Raw genomic sequence first — 15469 nt, 5'->3', positions numbered from 1 at the left:
ATGTTCACCGGCATCGTCGAAGAGGTCGGCCACGTCGTCGACATCGCGTTCCCCGACGGCCCCGAGGCCGACGCCGTGCTCACCGTGTCCGGCCCCCTCGTGGCGTCCGACGCCCGGCACGGTGACTCGATCGCCGTCGACGGCGTCTGCCTGACCGTCACGTCGCTCGGCACCGGCGACGACGTGGGCACGTTCACCGCGGACGTCATGCCGGAGTCGCTGCGCCGCACCGCCCTCGAGAAGCTCGCACCCGGCGCACCCGTGAACCTCGAGCGGGCCGTGCGCGCCGACACCCGGCTCGGCGGCCACGTCGTCCAGGGTCACGTGGACGGCGTCGGCACGATCCGCGAGCGCCGCCCCGGACCTCGCTGGGACGACGTGACGGTCGCCGCCGACGAGAGCGTCACCCGGTACCTCGCCGAGAAGGGCTCCGTCACCGTCAGCGGCGTGTCCCTCACGGTCACCTGGGTCGCCGACGACGCGTTCGGCGTCTCCCTCATCCCGACCACGCTCGCCGACACCACCCTGGGGCGCCTCGGCGCGGCCGACCTCGTCAACCTCGAGGTCGACGTCCTGTCGAAGTACGTCGAACGGCACGTCACCCGGCTCGCCCAGGGGTCCGCGACCGGCCGCCACTCCGCGGCCGTCACCGCCGACCCGTCCGCGCAGGACGACACGCAGGACGACACGCAGGAGGCCCACGCATGAACGACGTCCGCCTCGCGTCGATCGAGGACGCGCTCGCCGAGATCCGCGCCGGGCGCCCCGTCCTCGTCGCCGACAACCCCGAGCGCGAGAACGAGGTCGACGTCGTCCTGGCCGCGCAGAGCGCCACCAGCGAGTGGGTGGCCTGGACGATCCGGCACTCCAGCGGCTACCTGTGCGCGCCCATGCCCGCGGCCCGTGCCGACGCCCTCGACCTGCCGCTGATGGTCCCGCAGTCCCAGGACCCGCGCCGGACCGCCTACACCGTCACGGTGGACGCCGCGACGGGCGTCACCACCGGCATCTCGGCCGACGACCGCACCCGCACCCTGCACGTCCTCGCGGACACCGCCAGCGGTGCCACCGACCTCATCCGACCGGGCCACGTCCTGCCGCTGCGGGCCGTCCCCGGTGGTGTGCTGCACCGCGGCGGCCACACCGAGGCCGCGGTCGACCTGTGCCGTCTCGCCGGCGTGGGGGAGGTCGGCGCGATCGCCGAGCTCGTCCACGACGACGGCCGCATGATGCGCCTCGGCGACGCCGCCGGCCTGGCCGCCCAGGCCGGGCTGCTCGTCATCACCATCGCGGACCTCGTCGCGTGGCGCCGCGAGCACGACCCCGTCGTCGACACCGCGGACGCCGCCGACGGCGGGGCCGAGGCGGCCCGGCCCCGCGTGCGCGCCACCACGCACGCGTTCCTGCCGACCGAGCACGGGCACTTCCGCGTGCACGGGTACCGCGACCTGCGCACCGGCGCCGAGCACGTCGCCCTCGTGCCTGCGAACGCCCCCCTGGAGCCCGCCGACGTGCCCGTCGTGCGCGTCCACTCCGAGTGCCTCACCGGCGACGCGTTCGGCTCGCTGCGCTGCGACTGCGGCCCCCAGCTCCACGAGGCCATGCGGACCGTCGTGCGCGAGGGCGGCGCGATCGTGTACCTGCGCGGCCACGAAGGACGCGGCATCGGCCTGCTCGCCAAGGTGCACGCCTACGCCCTGCAGGACGCAGGCCTCGACACCGTCCAGGCGAACCTCGAGCTCGGGTGGCCCGCCGACCGGCGCGAGTACGGCGCCGCCGCCGCCATCCTCGCCGACCTCGGCCTGCACCAGGTCGAGCTCCTCACCAACAACCCCGCCAAGACCACCGGGCTGACCGCCAGCGGCATCGACGTCCCGCGCACCCGTCGCCTCGAGGTCGGCCGGTCCGTCTACAACGACGCGTACCTGCGCACCAAGGCGCAGCACATGGGCCACGCGCTCACCCTCGAGCACGACACCAGCCACGACAGCACGCACGACAGCACCCACGACACGCAGGAGGACCCCGCATGAGCGGCGCCGGAGCACCCACCATCCACACCGACGGCCAGGGCCTGCACGTCACCCTGATCGCCGCGTCCTGGCACACCGAGGTCATGGACGGCCTCCTCGCGGGCGCCCGCCGGGCGCTCGCGGCCGCGAACGTGACGGACGTGCGCGAGATCCGCGTCCCGGGCACGTTCGAGCTGACGGTCGCCGCGGCGCGCGCCGCGGGGACGTCCGACGCGGTCGTCGCGCTCGGCGTCGTGGTGCGCGGCGGCACACCCCACTTCGAGTACGTGTGCCAGGCCGCCACCCTGGGCCTGACCGACGTCGCGGTGCGCACCGGCAAGCCCGTCGGCTTCGGCGTGCTCACCTGCGACACGATCGAGCAGGCGCTCGACCGGGCCGGCCTCGAGGGCTCGCACGAGGACAAGGGCGCCGAGGCGGCCGAGGCGGCCGTCGCGACCGCCGTCGCCCTGCGCGGCGTCTGACCGTCGCGGGCGCACAGTCCCGAGGACCGGACCGTGCGCCCGCCCACCCGCCGCGCCCGCTAGCCTGGACGGCGTGAAGACGTTCGAGGACCTGTTCGCCGAGCTGTCCGACAAGGCCCGGACACGCCCCGAGGGCTCCGGCACCGTCAAGGAGCTCGACGCCGGGGTGCACGCCATCGGCAAGAAGATCGTCGAGGAGGCCGCCGAGGTGTGGATGGCCGCCGAGTACGAGTCCGACACCGCCGCGGCCGAAGAGATCTCCCAGCTCCTGTACCACCTGCAGGTGCTCATGGTCGCCAAGGGGCTCACCCTGCAGGACGTGTACCGCCATCTGTGAGCGGCGTCCGCACCCGGCCCGGCCGGCGCGCGACCGCCGCGCACGACGTCCCGCCCCCGCACCCTGACCGAGGAATCACCGTGCTCCGCATCGCCGTCCCCAACAAGGGATCCCTGTCCGAACCCGCAGCCGCCATGCTCCGCGAAGCCGGCTACCGCCAGCGCCGCGACCCGCGCGAGCTCGTGCTCGCCGACCCCGACAACGACGTCGAGTTCTTCTTCCTGCGACCCCGTGACGTCGCCGTGTACGTCGGGGCGGGCACCGTCGACGTCGGCATCACCGGCCGCGACCTCATGATCGACTCCGGTGCAGACGCCGTCGAGCACCTGCCCCTCGGGTTCGCCCGCTCCACCTTCCGGTTCGCGGCCCCCGTGGGCACCACCGAGGACCTCGCCGGGATCGCGGGCCGGCGTGTCGCCACCTCCTACCCGGTGCTCGTGGGCGGCTACCTGCGCGAGCACGGCGTCCAGCCGTCGGCCGTGGTCCGCCTCGACGGCGCCGTCGAGTCGTCCGTCCGCCTCGGCGTCGCCGACGTCATCGCGGACGTCGTCGAGACCGGCACCACCCTGCGCGCCGCCGGCATGGAAGTCTTCGGCGAGCCGCTGCTGCGCTCCGAAGCCGTCCTGATCCGCCGCGCCGACCACGACGCCCCCGCCGGGCTCGAGGTCCTGACCCGCCGCCTCCAGGGCGTCCTGACGGCCCGCGAGTACGTCCTCATGGACTACGACTGCCCGGTCGACCTCGTCGAGCAGGCCGTCGCGATCACCCCCGGCCTCGAGTCGCCCACCGTCTCGCCGCTGCACGACAGCTCATGGGCCGCGGTGCGTGCGATGGTGCCGCGCTCCCGCACCAACCAGGTCATGGACTCCCTGTACGACCTGGGAGCCCGGGCGATCCTCGTGACGTCCATCCACGCCTGCCGGCTCTGAACCCCCGCACCGGCGGCGCGCGGTGCCGCCCCGGCGTGGGCACCCGCACCGTGACAGCCTGAAGGGGAGCGCGGCATCCGCCGCGCGCCGGAGGTGAGAGTCACGCCGCACACCGACCGCCCGGCCGACGCGTGGCTGTACGCGCCGTTCCGGCCCCGGTTCGCCCTGTTCGCCGGCGCCCTGACCGCGACCGTCCTCGTCGGCGGGTGCGCGTTCGTGGCGCTCGCGGCCCGCCAGACCGGCTTCGACAGCGGGCAGCGGGTCGCGATCGTCGTCGTGGGTCTGCTCGGTGCGTGGTTCCTCGAGCTGCTCGTCAACACGTCCGCGCGCCCCACCCCGGACGGTCTGACCGTGCGCAACGTCGTGCACCGGCGCCGCCTCGAGTGGGCGGAGGTCGTGGCCGTCCGGTTCGCGCCCGCCGACCCCTGGGTGGTGCTCGACCTCGCGGACGGGACCACCCTCGCCGTCATGGCGGTGCAGCGCGCCGACGGCGCGCGCGGGGTCCGCGACGCGAACCGTCTCGCCCGCCTCGTCGCGCTGCACGGGGAGGCGCCCGACCGGGCACCGTGACGCCCCGACGCGAGGGCCGGAGACGCACGAGGGGCCGCGACGCGTGCTGCGTCGCGGCCCCTCGTGGCCCTGCCCCGTGCGTCAGTCCTGCGGGCGGCGCCGCGGCGCCGGTGCACCCTCGTCGATCGTGATGCGCAGCGCCCGGCCGCCCACGCGGGCCCGGCCGATCCGCTCGAGCGCCGGCTCGTCGAGCGGCGTCGCGATGTCCACCAGCGAGAAGTGCGGGAAGATGTCGATCTTCCCGAGGTCCTTGCCGGACAGGCCGCCCTCGTGCGTCAGGGCGCCCACGATGCCGCGCGGCTGCACGCCGTGCTTGTGACCCACCGCGACCCGGTACCGGGTGCCGACCGGGTCACGACGGATCCCGCGCGCGCCGTCACGTGCCCCGTCGCGGGGGCCGCGGGCGTCCCGCCGGCCCCGCCCGTCGGCGTCCGACGCGGGGGAGTGGCGGTGCCGCCCGTCGCGGCGCCCGTCGTCCTCGCGGTGCGCCCGGCGTGCCGCGGCGGCCAGCTCCGCCGCCTCCTCCTCGGCCGCGAGCGCCTCGCGGGACCGGGGACCCCGGTCACCGACGAACAGGGCGGCGAGGGTCGCGGCGAGCTCGACCGCGTCGACGTCCTCGTGCTCCGCCAGGTGCTCGCGCACCAGGTTCACGTACAGGTCCAGGCGACCCGCCTCGTGCCGCTCCGCGACGTCGCCGAGCATCTTCTTGACCTTGTGCGCCGAGACCTCCGCCGGCGACGGGATCGCGACCTCCTCGAGAGGGGTCCGCGTCGTCCGCTCGATCTGGCGCAGCCGCCCCCGCTCGTGCGGCGTCACGAAGCTCAGGGCCTCGCCCGACCGGCCCGCGCGACCCGTGCGACCGATGCGGTGCACGTACGCCTCCGGCTCGCCAGGCAGGTCGAAGTTCACGACCAGGCCGATGCGGTCCACGTCCAGGCCGCGCGCCGCGACGTCCGTGGCGACCAGCACGTCCACCTGACCCGAGCGCAGCCGCTCCACGATCTTCTCGCGGTCCTTCTGCGCCACGTCGCCCGAGATCGTCGCCGCCGCGATACCGCGCTCGATGAGCGCCGTGCCGACCTCCTCCGCCGCACCGCGCGTCCGGCAGAACACGATCGCCGCGTCCGCGTCCGACGTCTGCAGCACCCGCACCAGCGAGCCCGCCTTGTGGCGGAACGGCACGATCGCATACGTCTGGCGCACGCTCGTCACCGTGGACGACTGCCGCGCCACCGCGATCTCCACCGGGTTGTCCAGGTGGTGCTGCGCGACCCGGCGGATCGGCTCCGGCATCGTCGCCGAGAACAGGGCGACCTGACGGCCCGTGCGCGGCGCGAACCCGAAGATCTTCTCGACGTCCTCCGCGAAGCCCATCCGCAGCATCTCGTCCGCCTCGTCCAGCGCGAGGAACCGGATCCCGTCGAGCTTCAACGACCCGCGCTCCAGGTGGTCGATCACACGACCCGGCGTGCCCACCACGACCTGCGCCCCCCGCTGCAGCGCCCGCTGCTGCGGCAGGTACGGCGACCCCCCGTACACCGAGATGACCTCGATGCCCGGGGTGGTGCGCGCAAAGCTCTCGATCGCGTCCGCCACCTGCATCGCCAGCTCACGCGTCGGCGTCAGCACCAGCGCCTGCGTGGCCCGCAGCCCCGCGTCCACCCGCGCCAGCAGCGGCAGCCCGAACGCCGCCGTCTTGCCCGTGCCGGTCTGCGCGACACCCGTGATGTCACGCCCCGACAGCAGCGCCGGGATGGCCTCCGCCTGGATCGGCGACGGCGTCTCGAAACCGAGCGCCTCCACCGCCTCCAGCAGAGCGGCAGGCAGTCCGAGATCCTTGAAGGACGTCTTCGCCGCGGCCTTCGTCGTCGTCGCAGCCGACGCCGACGGCTCAGCAGCAGAAAGGGGGGCGCTCGCGGGCGCGCTGGCAGGCATGGTCATGTGCAGAACCGTTCGTTCGGGGGATCGCATGCGACGGTGGCCGCTGTCGCGTCACCCACACGAGAGAACGAGGCCGGCCCGCGGCCCCGAGAGGGCCCTGCGGAAGCTGCGACCTGCACGCGCCACGACGGGCGCACCAGAACGGGTCTGCGACGACTGCGAAAAGAAGTCGCCCTCATCCTACCCGCCCGGCACCGCACCCCGCCGTGGCCGCCGTCACACGTGTCCGGGCACACACCCTCGTCCTCGTACACTGACCCCGTGACCGACGACGACGTGAGCACGCGGGTCTGGACGGTCCCGAACCTCATCAGCCTGGCACGACTCCTCCTCGTGCCCGTCTTCGCCGTCCTCATCGTCGGCCACCACGACATCTGGGCCGTCGCCGTCCTCGCCGTCTCCGGAGCCACCGACTGGCTCGACGGCGTCATCGCCCGACGCTTCCACCAGACCAGCAAGCTCGGCCAGATGCTCGACCCCGCCGCCGACCGACTGTTCATCCTCGTCACCCTCGTCGGCCTCGCCTGGCGCGACGTCATCGGCTGGTGGCTCGTCGCCCTCATCGTCGGCCGCGACATCCTGCTCGCCTGCTACCTGCCCGCCCTCGCCCGACGCGGCTACGGGCCCCTCCCCGTCAACTTCATCGGCAAAGCCGCCACCTTCGCCCTCATGTACGCCTTCCCGCTCCTCCTGCTCGCCCAGGTCGACGGACCCGTCGGCACCGTCGCCCTCGTCATCGGCGCCGCCTGCGCCGCCTGGGGAGTCGCCCTCTACTGGTGGGCCGGCCTCCTCTACGTCCGCGGCGCCCGCGCCATCCTGCGCACCCCCAGCACACCCGCCCCCGGCGCCGCCGCATGAGCACCCCACCCCGCACCACCCCGCGCACCCGCCGCCCCGACGAGTCCATGACCCTCATCACCGAGGTCATGAACCACCCCCTCGACCCCGGATACGCCGAAGCCGCCGCCCGCCGCGACACCCGCACCCGCCGCCCCGCCGGACACCTCGCCTACGGCCTCGTCGCCGTCGCCCTCGGCACCCTCGCCACCGTCGCCGTCATCAGCCTGCGCGCCCCCTCACCCGCCGTCGTCGCCGCCCGCGACGTCCTCGTCAAGCAGATCACCGCACGCCAGGCCCACGCCGACCAGCTCACCCGCGACATCACCGACGCCTCCGACACCATCGCCGCCCTCCAGTCCCAAGCCCTCGCCGAGAGATACCCCGGGCTCCTCAAGACCATCGAGGACGACTCCGTCGCCTCCGGCGCCGCCGCCGTCACCGGCCCCGGACTCGTCGTCACCCTCACCGACGCCGACGACGCCGTCGACACCGACGGCACCGTCGACGCCGACAAACGCGTCCAGGACAGCGACCTCCAGCTCGTCGTCAACGCCCTGTGGGCCTCCGGAGCCGAAGCCATCTCCATCAACGGCCAACGCCTCACCGCCACCACAGCCATCCGCTCCGCCGGCAGCGCCGTCCTCGTCGACTTCGTCGGCCTCGCCTCGCCCTACACCGTCGACGCCATCGGCGACCCCGACGACCTGCACGACCGCTTCGCCGCCTCCACCGCCACCGACCAGCTCGACGTGCTCCAGGAGTCCTACGGCATCCGCACCACCACCAAGACCGCCGACCACCTGGCGCTCGCGGGCGGGGGCGCCTCCACGCTCTACTCGGCGACCCCCCTAGACTGAAGCACTCCAAGGAGGATGAGTTGATCGCATTCGTCGGGTTGGTCATCGGGGTCGTCGTCGGGCTGATCCTGCAGCCGACCGTCCCCGTCCAGCTCCAGCCGTACCTGCCGATCGCCGTGGTGGCAGCGCTCGACGCCCTGTTCGGGGGCCTGCGCGCCAAGCTCGACGGCATGTTCGACGACCGGGTGTTCCTCGTCTCGTTCCTCTCGAACGTCGTGGTGGCCGCCCTGATCGTGTTCCTCGGCGACCAGCTCGGCGTCGGCGCCCAGCTGTCCACAGCGGTCGTCGTCGTCCTCGGCATCCGGATCTTCTCGAACGCCGCCGCGATCCGCCGCCACATCTTCAAGGCCTGACGCGCATGCCCGACGAGCACGTGCCCGACGACGTCCCGTCCCCGGACCGCGACGTGCCGAGCGACTCACCCCACGCCAGCGACGTCCACCCCCGGCACGCCGCCGAGGGAGGTGACGAGCAGGCGTCCGACGACGACGTCCCCGGCCGCGGCACCCCCGGGCGCCGCCACACGTTCGCCTCGCTGCTGCGCCCCCGGCTCAACACGTCCCAGCTGATCGTCGCGGTCCTGTGCGCCGCGCTCGGCTTCGCTTTCATCGTCCAGGTCCGCCAGAACCAGTCCGACAGCCTGTCGTCGCTGCGCCAGTCCGACCTCGTGCGGCTCCTCGACGACGTCACCCAGCGCAGCCAGGCGCTCGAGCGCGAGTACTCGTCGCTCCGCGTCACCCGTGACGAGCTGCAGGCCGGGTCCGGCAGCCAGCAGGCCGCCATCAAGCTGGCGAAGGACCGCGCCGCGACCCAGGGCATCCTGTCCGGCCGGCTTCCCGCCCAGGGCCCCGGGGTGACCCTCACCATCGAGGAGGGCACGCAGACCGTGGGGGCCGCGACGATGTTCAACGTGCTCGAGGAGCTGCGCAACGCGGGCGCGGAAGCCGTCCAGATCAACGGAGTCCGGCTCGTCGCGTCGAGCTGGTTCGCGCTCGCCGGCAACTCCCTCGTCGTCGACGACGTCCCGGTCACGTCCCCCTACACGTGGGTCGCGATCGGCGACCCGGACACGCTGGCCCCCGCCCTCGGCATCCCGGGCGGTGCGCTCGCGGCGGTCCGGAGCCAGGGGGCGACGGCCGAGGTGAAGAGCGCCACGAAGGTCGAGGTCACGGCCACGCGCGAGCCCGAGGACCCGAAGTACGCGACACCCGTGCCCGTGTCGACCGCCGGGACGAAGCGGTGACGCGGCACGCCGAGCAGGAGGGCTGCCCCCCGCCGGGGGTTCGGCCTAGTGTTGGAGCAGGCGTCACCCCTGGTGGGCGCCTGGAGCAGCGTGGCACGTCACGTGCCCGAAGCACACGTCCCGAGGAGGCGTCATGACAGATCCGGGTGCAGGAACGCCGGGCACGTTCGGACCGGACACCACCGCGACCTTCCGTCGCGCGGACGGTGGTCCCGACGACGTCGCCGCGACCCCCGGACTGACGTCCGAGGAGTCGAGCACCGTCGCTGCGCTGCCGTGGGGGTCGGCGCTCCTCATCATGCGGCGTGGCACGTCCACCGGGGAGCGCTTCCTGCTCGACGCCGACCGCGTCACCGCCGGCCGCAGCGTCCACGCCGACATCTTCCTCGACGACGTCACCGTGTCGCGCAAGCACGCCGAGTTCGTCCGCGAGGACGGCCAGTTCCTCGTGCGGGACATCGGCTCGCTCAACGGCACCTACGTCAACCGGAACCGCATCGACCAGATCGCTCTCGCGACGAACGACGAGGTCCAGATCGGCAAGTTCCGCCTGTCGTTCCACGCGAGCCCTGCCCGCCGGCCCGGCACCGAAGGGCAGGCGGGGCCCGCGTGAGCGCCCCGGCCACGGCGCGGGGTGACGGGCCGGACGACGCGCCCACCACGCAGCCGTGGCCGCGCGGCGCATCCCGCGCCGCCACCATGCGGATCTCCGACGTGCTGCGCGCGCTCCAGGGGGAGTTCCCCTCGCTGTCGCCGTCCAAGCTCCGCTTCCTCGAGGACCAGGGCCTCGTCGTGCCCGTCCGCACCGCGGCCGGCTACCGGCAGTACAGCGCCGCCGACGTGGAGCGGATCCGGTTCGTCCTCGCCGAGCAGCGTGACCGCTACCTCCCGCTCAAGGTCATCAAGGACCACCTGGCGGCACTCGACTCGGGTGCCGAGAACCGGTCGCCGGTCCCGGGCGGCGTCGTCCGGGGCGGGTCGGCGTCGCCGGGCGACCGGCCCACGGTCCGCAGCCTGGCCGCGCTCGCGGCCGTCGAGCCCGCCGTCGTCCAGGAGCTCGTCACGACCGGCGTGGTCCGGCCCGGCCCGGACGGCGAGGTCGACGCGTGGGCTGTGGAGATCACCCGGGTCGTCGCGGCACTGGGGGAGTTCGGCATCGAGCCCCGTCACCTGCGGCCGTTGCGCGCGTCCGCCGACCGGCACGTCGCGCTGGTCGACCAGGTCGTCGCGCCGTGGCGCAGCCAGCAGTCCCCGGCCGCCCGGACCCGCGCGGAGGAGCTCGCGACCGAGGTGGCCGACCTGTGCACGCGCCTGCACGCAGCCCTCGTGCGCCAGGGGGTCGCCGACCTCACGCCCTGAGTCGTACCGTGGACGGGTGGCAGACGCTCCGATGGTGCCCGTCGAGCTGCTCGGCGTCCGGCAGTACCGCGGTCAGGAGATCGTGGTGCTGCTCCTCGACGCGGAGGCGGAGCTGGTCGTGCCGATCACGGTGGGGCCGCGCGAGGCGTCCGCGATCGCCTCGGCCCAGGCGGGCGTCGTCCCACCCCGACCCATGACGCACGACCTGCTGCGGGACCTCCTGCGCGCCGCAGCGGTCCGGCTCGACCGGGTCGAGATCGTCGCGCTGCGGGACGGCGTGTTCCACGCCGAGCTCGTCCTCTCGAACGGCGCGCGCGTCGACTCCCGCGCCTCGGACGCCATCGCGCTCGCCGTCCGGACCGCGAGCCCGCTGCTGTGCGCCGGCGAGGTCGTCGCGACAGCCGGCATCGAGGTGATGGACAATGAGCAGGCGGGCACGGTCGAGGAGTTCCGCACCTTTCTCGAGCACGTCGAACCCGAGGACTTCGAGGTCTGAGGGCCCGTGGGCCGGCCGACGTCGCGCAGGACGCGGCGGCGCGACGCGCCGGACGGGCACGGTGATTGAAGTCGGTCGGGCCCCGGCCTACCGTGAAGAGCACGGCGGGCGCACGAGCGCCCTACCCATCTGGAGGCCAGCGTGAGGACTGACGGCGACGCCACAGCGAGCCGCCCGCCGGTGCCCCAGGGGGCCCAGGGTCTGCTGTTCGGCGAGGACGTGTCGGAGCAGGACGAGACCACGGGGTACCGCGGTCCGACGGCCTGTCGCGCGGCAGGGATCACGTACCGGCAGCTCGACTACTGGGCGCGCACCGGGCTGGTGGAGCCGAGCATCAAGCCCGCGCACGGGTCGGGCACGCACCGGCTGTACGGGTTCCGCGACATCCTCGTGCTGAAGGTCGTCAAGCGCCTCCTCGACACGGGCGTGTCGTTGCAGCAGATCCGCTCGGCCGTCCAGAGCCTGCGCGAGCGGGGCATCGAGGACCTCGCCGGGATCACCCTCATGAGCGACGGCGCGAGCGTGTACGAGTGCACGACGTCCGACGAGGTCATCGACCTCGTGCAGGGTGGCCAGGGCGTCTTCGGTATCGCGGTGGGTCGCGTCTGGCGCGAGGTCGAGGGGACCCTCGCGGAGCTGCCGACCGAGTCGGTGACGGACGGGCCGGCCGTGCAGGTCGCGGACGAGCTCGCCGTGCGGCGCGCCGCGCGCACCGCCGGCTGACACCTCTGCCCGCCCGGCCGGGCCACCTGGCGAGTCGAGCCGCCGGTCGACAGACTGACGGCATGAGACTCGAGCACCTCGGCCACTCCAGCATCCGGCTCTCCGGCGACCCGTCCGACGGGTCCGGTGTCCTCGTCGTCGATCCCGGGGTCTTCTCCGTGCCGTCCGCCGACGCGGTGGTCGACGGCGCCGACGCGATCCTGGTGACGCACGAGCACGTGGACCACCTCGACGTGCCGCGCGTCGCCCCGGTGGTCACGGACCGCCGGCTGCCCGTGTGGGCACCCCAGGGCGTCCTCGACGTCCTGGCCGACGCCGGCGTCCCGGCCGACCTGCTGCACGTCGCGGCGCCCGGCACCACGACGACAGTCGCCGGGCACGAGGTGCTCGTGGTCGGCACCGGGCGGCACGAGGCGATCCACGCCGACGTCCCCGTGCCGTCGAACGCCGCGTTCCTCCTCGACGGCGCCGTCCTCGTCACCGGGGACGAGTACGCGGACCTGCCCGCGGGGTTCGACCTGGACGTCCTGCTGCTGCCGGTGGCCGCGCCGTGGCTCCGCTTCGGCGACGCCGTCGACTACGCGCGTGGCCTCGCACCCCGACGCGTCCTGCCGGTGCACGACGTGTTCCTCTCGGACGTGGGTCGCGGGTTCGTCCTGCGGACGCTCGGCCCGGACGCGCTGGGGGCGGGGCACCGGTACGAGCTCGTCGACGCCGCGGGGGAGCCGCTCGACGTGAGGCCCCGGCCTGACCTGCACGCCGACGCGGTCGCCGCGAGCGTCCTGCACGACCACCCGGAGTATGCGGAGCCCGTGCTGCTCGAGGACGACGAGACGGTGCCGCCGCGCCCCGAGGAGGCGGTGGCGGACGCGGAGCGCGTCTGAGCATCCGCTGGACCCCGCAGCACAGGGCAATGCTGGGCGTCGCCACGGCGACGGCCCGGCGACGCCCAGCATTGCCCTGTGCGTCGCCCGACGGACACCCTGTTCCGGTCGACTGGCCCCGCGGCGGTACGCCGCGCCAGTCGACGAAGGGAAAGTCATGCGACACGCCACGCAGCCGGGCGCTCGCCGGGCCGCGCTCAGCATCGCGCTCGCCGCCGGACTCGTTGCCGTCGGGACCGCGGGAACCGCGCTCACCACGGACCTCACGGGGCACGGCGACGCCCGCCGGACCGACGGGGACCGCACGGCAGCGGTCCGCGGCGCGATCGACGGCAGCACCGCACATAACGTCATCCTGCTCATCGGGGACGGCATGGGCGACTCCGAGATCACGGTCGCGCGGAACTACCAGTACGGTGCCGCGGGCCACCTGCCCGGCATCGACGCGCTGCCCCTGACCGGCTCGTACACGACGTACGCGCTCGACAAGTCGAACGGCAAGCCGGACTACGTGACGGACTCCGCCGCGTCTGGCTCGGGCTGGTCGACCGGCACGAAGACGTACAACGGTGCGATCTCCGTCGACATCGACGGCAAGGACCAGCGCACGCTCCTCGAGATCGCCCGCGCCAACGGCCTGCGCACCGGCGACGTCACGACCGCGGAGATCCAGGACGCCACCCCGGCCGTCGAGGTCGCGCACGTGACCGACCGGTCGTGCTACGGCCCGTCCAAGACGACGACCGTCTGCCCGACGAACGCCCTCGAGAAGGGCGGCAAGGGGTCGATCACCGAGCAGCTCCTCGACGCGCGCCCCGACGTCACGCTTGGCGGCGGCTCGGCGACGTTCGCCGAGACCGCGAAGGCCGGCCAGTGGCAGGGCAAGACCCTCCTGCAGCAGGCGAAGGACCGCGGCTACCAGGTCGTGTCCGACGCGACCGGGCTCGCCGCGGTCTCCACCGCGAACCAGAAGACCCCCGTGCTCGGACTGTTCGCGTCGGGCAACTTCCCGACCCGCTGGACCGGCCCCGCGGCCACCCACACGGGCGGCACCGAGCCCGCCGTGCGCTGCACCCCGAACAGCGGCCTGCCCGCCGGCCAGCCCGACCTCGCCACCATGACGAACAAGGCGATCTCGCTGCTCGACGACCGCTCGTCCAAGAAGGGATTCTTCCTGCAGGTCGAGGGCGCCAGCATCGACAAGCAGGACCACTCCGCCAACCCGTGCGGTCAGATCGGTGAGACGGTCGACCTCGACGAGGCCGTGCAGGCCGCGCTCGCGTTCGCCAAGAAGGACGGCCACACCCTCGTCGTCCTCACGGCCGACCACGGCCACTCGAGCCAGATCGTCTACCCGAACACGACCACGCCCGGCCTGACCCGCACGCTCACCACCGCGGACGACCAGCCGATGACGGTCGCGTACGGCACCGCCGACACCGGCGGCTCGCAGGACCACACCGGCACCCAGGTCCGCATCGCGGCGTACGGCCCGCGTGCCGCGAACGTCGTCGGCCTCACCGACCAGACCGACCTGTTCTTCACGATCCGCGACGCCCTGCGCCTCGACGCCGACAAGGCGTCCCCGGAGCACGCGACCGTCGACAACGTCAACGTCACCGACGGCGCACGCCTCAAGGGCAAGCAGACCGTCCGCGTCACCACCAACGTGGAGCCCAAGTACACGTACATCGAGCTCAACCGCGGCGGAACGTGGATCACCGACAACACCAAGGCGCCCGGCAGCACGCAGGCCGGCACCCGCCCGACGCTCGTGCTCGACACGCGCGACCACCCGGACGGCGCCTACCAGCTGAAGATCGACGTCGTGGGCTACGACGGCGTGACCAGCGAGAAGATCGTCCCGATCACCATCGCGAACGGTCGCTGACCCCGCACACGGCGGACGGGGTGTCGCCTGCACGTGCAGGCGGCACCCCGTCGTCGTCGTTCCGGTGTTGCTCGGCGTCACGCTGACTCGGGGCTCAGTGCCTCCGCAGCGCGTCGACCAGCTCGGCCTTCAGCATCGTGGAACGCCCGGCGACACCCAGCTCCGCGGCACGGCGTCGCAGCTCCGGCACCGTCCACTCCTCGTACGGAGCGGCCTCGCCGCCCTTGCGCCCTACCTCCGCACGCGACGACGACGCCGCGGCGTTCGCGATCCGCGCGCTCTTCTCCTTGGACGCCCCCTCGTCACGCAGCGTCTCGTAGAGCTCCTTGTCCTTGACGCTCGGTCCCGGGTCCCGTCGTGGCATACCTGCCCTCCGTCCGTCGTGGGTCGTGCGGCGTCGGTCGTGCGGCGCCCTCACCGTCCGACGATGCGCGGGCGCCGAGGTCCACGCACGTCAGCGCCCGCAGCCCGTCGCCCTGCGACTAGGGCGTGTCTCCTTATTCGAAGTGATCGCCCTAGGATTCGCTTGTGATCAAGGTCGGCTTCATTCGTAGCGAGGATCTCAACTGCGAGGCACTGGTGCTGTTGGACGTGGAGTCTGGAGACACGATCGAGATTCAACGCTCGATCGTAGAAGATGACGCTCAGGCCGTATCTCTGGGCCAAGACACCTACGCGATCGTGCGTGATGCGAGTGCCGTGCACTATGGCGGGCTGGCTCAGTTCGAAGTGCAGCGCAACGTTCTCGTGCTTGATCTCGAACCGGGTGCGGCAAGTGTGCTCGAACTGCCTGATCGGGTTGAGCTTGTCGTGGACGATGCTGGAATCAGCATCATTGAGCAGCACCTGCCCCGGCTCCTGGCCCGTGAGTGAGAGCACTCGGACGCCCGTTTTAGGGGCTCTTC

The 15469-nt window shown here is 73.2% G+C and carries 19 protein-coding genes; 17 read left to right on the top strand and 2 right to left on the bottom strand.

Going from position 1 to position 15469, the window contains the following annotated elements:
- The 6 genes from CLV34_RS13765 (at position 1) to CLV34_RS13740 (ending at position 4330) form a co-directional block, all read left to right on the top strand.
- Positions 1 to 708 carry a riboflavin synthase gene (locus tag CLV34_RS13765; RefSeq protein ID WP_100350887.1) on the top strand — a complete coding sequence of 236 codons (708 nt, stop codon included), beginning with the start codon at positions 1 to 3 and terminating at the stop codon, positions 706 to 708.
- Complete coding sequence (gene ribA, locus CLV34_RS13760; protein WP_100350886.1) at positions 705 to 2033, top strand: GTP cyclohydrolase II; 1329 nt, start codon at positions 705 to 707, stop codon at positions 2031 to 2033. The genes CLV34_RS13765 and ribA overlap by 4 nt, the downstream gene beginning before the upstream one ends.
- Positions 2030 to 2494, top strand: coding sequence for a 6,7-dimethyl-8-ribityllumazine synthase (ribH, locus tag CLV34_RS13755; RefSeq protein WP_100350885.1), 465 nt, complete (start codon positions 2030 to 2032; stop codon positions 2492 to 2494). The genes ribA and ribH overlap by 4 nt, the downstream gene beginning before the upstream one ends.
- Positions 2495 to 2567: 73 nt before the next feature.
- Positions 2568 to 2831, top strand: a complete 264-nt coding sequence (locus CLV34_RS13750; RefSeq protein WP_100350884.1) for a phosphoribosyl-ATP diphosphatase — start codon at positions 2568 to 2570, stop codon at positions 2829 to 2831.
- 80 nt (positions 2832 to 2911) lie between these two features.
- Positions 2912 to 3760 (top strand): ATP phosphoribosyltransferase, encoded by an 849-nt coding sequence (gene hisG, locus CLV34_RS13745; RefSeq protein WP_100351017.1) that lies wholly within the window; start codon positions 2912 to 2914, stop codon positions 3758 to 3760.
- A gap of 93 nt (positions 3761 to 3853) precedes the next feature.
- Positions 3854 to 4330, top strand: a complete 477-nt coding sequence (locus tag CLV34_RS13740; protein WP_245859239.1) for a PH domain-containing protein — start codon at positions 3854 to 3856, stop codon at positions 4328 to 4330.
- A gap of 81 nt (positions 4331 to 4411) precedes the next feature.
- Here the strand turns inward: CLV34_RS13740 and CLV34_RS13735 are convergent, their stop codons facing one another.
- Positions 4412 to 6265 carry a DEAD/DEAH box helicase gene (locus CLV34_RS13735; protein WP_425436252.1) on the bottom strand — a complete coding sequence of 618 codons (1854 nt, stop codon included), beginning with the start codon at positions 6263 to 6265 and terminating at the stop codon, positions 4412 to 4414.
- Positions 6266 to 6532: 267 nt separating this feature from the next.
- Here CLV34_RS13735 and clsA point away from each other — a divergent pair, with 267 nt between their 5' ends.
- From clsA to phoA, 10 genes are all read left to right on the top strand, one after another.
- Complete coding sequence (clsA, locus tag CLV34_RS13730) at positions 6533 to 7129, top strand: cardiolipin synthase ClsA (RefSeq protein ID WP_100350882.1); 597 nt, start codon at positions 6533 to 6535, stop codon at positions 7127 to 7129.
- Positions 7126 to 7968 carry a DUF881 domain-containing protein gene (locus tag CLV34_RS13725; protein WP_157803860.1) on the top strand — a complete coding sequence of 281 codons (843 nt, stop codon included), beginning with the start codon at positions 7126 to 7128 and terminating at the stop codon, positions 7966 to 7968. The genes clsA and CLV34_RS13725 overlap by 4 nt, the downstream gene beginning before the upstream one ends.
- Before the next feature lie 20 nt (positions 7969 to 7988).
- Positions 7989 to 8321, top strand: a complete 333-nt coding sequence (locus tag CLV34_RS13720) for a small basic family protein (RefSeq protein ID WP_100350880.1) — start codon at positions 7989 to 7991, stop codon at positions 8319 to 8321.
- 5 nt (positions 8322 to 8326) lie between these two features.
- Positions 8327 to 9211, top strand: coding sequence for a DUF881 domain-containing protein (locus CLV34_RS13715; RefSeq protein WP_100350879.1), 885 nt, complete (start codon positions 8327 to 8329; stop codon positions 9209 to 9211).
- A 133-nt stretch (positions 9212 to 9344) separates the two neighbouring features.
- Positions 9345 to 9824: an FHA domain-containing protein gene (locus CLV34_RS13710; RefSeq protein WP_100350878.1), complete on the top strand. Its 480-nt coding sequence runs from the start codon at positions 9345 to 9347 to the stop codon at positions 9822 to 9824.
- Positions 9821 to 10570: a transcriptional regulator FtsR gene (ftsR, locus tag CLV34_RS13705; RefSeq protein ID WP_245859238.1), complete on the top strand. Its 750-nt coding sequence runs from the start codon at positions 9821 to 9823 to the stop codon at positions 10568 to 10570. Before CLV34_RS13710 ends, ftsR begins: the two co-directional genes overlap by 4 nt.
- Before the next feature lie 16 nt (positions 10571 to 10586).
- Positions 10587 to 11066, top strand: coding sequence for a bifunctional nuclease family protein (locus CLV34_RS13700; protein ID WP_342747232.1), 480 nt, complete (start codon positions 10587 to 10589; stop codon positions 11064 to 11066).
- A 141-nt stretch (positions 11067 to 11207) separates the two neighbouring features.
- Positions 11208 to 11789, top strand: a complete 582-nt coding sequence (locus CLV34_RS13695; RefSeq protein ID WP_100350876.1) for a MerR family transcriptional regulator — start codon at positions 11208 to 11210, stop codon at positions 11787 to 11789.
- Positions 11790 to 11851: 62 nt separating this feature from the next.
- The gene (locus CLV34_RS13690; protein ID WP_100350875.1) at positions 11852 to 12673 is read left to right on the top strand and encodes an MBL fold metallo-hydrolase; all 822 of its coding nucleotides are present in this window, start codon (positions 11852 to 11854) and stop codon (positions 12671 to 12673) included.
- 157 nt (positions 12674 to 12830) lie between these two features.
- Complete coding sequence (phoA, locus tag CLV34_RS13685; protein WP_100350874.1) at positions 12831 to 14564, top strand: alkaline phosphatase; 1734 nt, start codon at positions 12831 to 12833, stop codon at positions 14562 to 14564.
- A 94-nt stretch (positions 14565 to 14658) separates the two neighbouring features.
- Here the strand turns inward: phoA and CLV34_RS13680 are convergent, their stop codons facing one another.
- The gene (locus CLV34_RS13680) at positions 14659 to 14928 is read right to left on the bottom strand and encodes a DUF7218 family protein (RefSeq protein ID WP_100350873.1); all 270 of its coding nucleotides are present in this window, start codon (positions 14926 to 14928) and stop codon (positions 14659 to 14661) included.
- Between the two features lie 164 nt (positions 14929 to 15092).
- Between CLV34_RS13680 and CLV34_RS17360 the strand changes: the two genes are divergently transcribed.
- Positions 15093 to 15437 carry an Imm10 family immunity protein gene (locus tag CLV34_RS17360; protein WP_100350872.1) on the top strand — a complete coding sequence of 115 codons (345 nt, stop codon included), beginning with the start codon at positions 15093 to 15095 and terminating at the stop codon, positions 15435 to 15437.
- The last annotated feature ends 32 nt before the right edge of the window (positions 15438 to 15469 follow it).

It is taken from the genome of Luteimicrobium subarcticum (assembly GCF_002798015.1).
In the GTDB taxonomy this organism is placed as follows: Bacteria; Actinomycetota; Actinomycetes; order Actinomycetales; family Cellulomonadaceae; genus Luteimicrobium; species Luteimicrobium subarcticum.
The sequence above is the reverse complement of the archived record's forward strand: the minus strand, read 5'-3'. Positions and strand labels throughout refer to the sequence as shown.

Bases quoted from the DNA above. Each gene is read 5' to 3' on its own strand.
- ribH (WP_100350885.1), top strand. From the start codon at position 2,030: ATGAGCGGCGCCGGAGCACCCACCATCCACACCGACGGCCAGGGCCTG.
- CLV34_RS13725 (WP_157803860.1), top strand. From the start codon at position 7,126: ATGAGCACCCCACCCCGCACCACCCCGCGCACCCGCCGCCCCGACGAG.
- CLV34_RS13765 (WP_100350887.1), top strand. From the start codon at position 1: ATGTTCACCGGCATCGTCGAAGAGGTCGGCCACGTCGTCGACATCGCG.
- CLV34_RS13690 (WP_100350875.1), top strand. From the start codon at position 11,852: ATGAGACTCGAGCACCTCGGCCACTCCAGCATCCGGCTCTCCGGCGAC.
- CLV34_RS13715 (WP_100350879.1), top strand. From the start codon at position 8,327: ATGCCCGACGAGCACGTGCCCGACGACGTCCCGTCCCCGGACCGCGAC.
- ribA (WP_100350886.1), top strand. From the start codon at position 705: ATGAACGACGTCCGCCTCGCGTCGATCGAGGACGCGCTCGCCGAGATC.
- CLV34_RS13735 (WP_425436252.1), bottom strand. From the start codon at position 6,265: ATGCCTGCCAGCGCGCCCGCGAGCGCCCCCCTTTCTGCTGCTGAGCCG.
- CLV34_RS13710 (WP_100350878.1), top strand. From the start codon at position 9,345: ATGACAGATCCGGGTGCAGGAACGCCGGGCACGTTCGGACCGGACACC.
- CLV34_RS13680 (WP_100350873.1), bottom strand. From the start codon at position 14,928: ATGCCACGACGGGACCCGGGACCGAGCGTCAAGGACAAGGAGCTCTAC.
- phoA (WP_100350874.1), top strand. From the start codon at position 12,831: ATGCGACACGCCACGCAGCCGGGCGCTCGCCGGGCCGCGCTCAGCATC.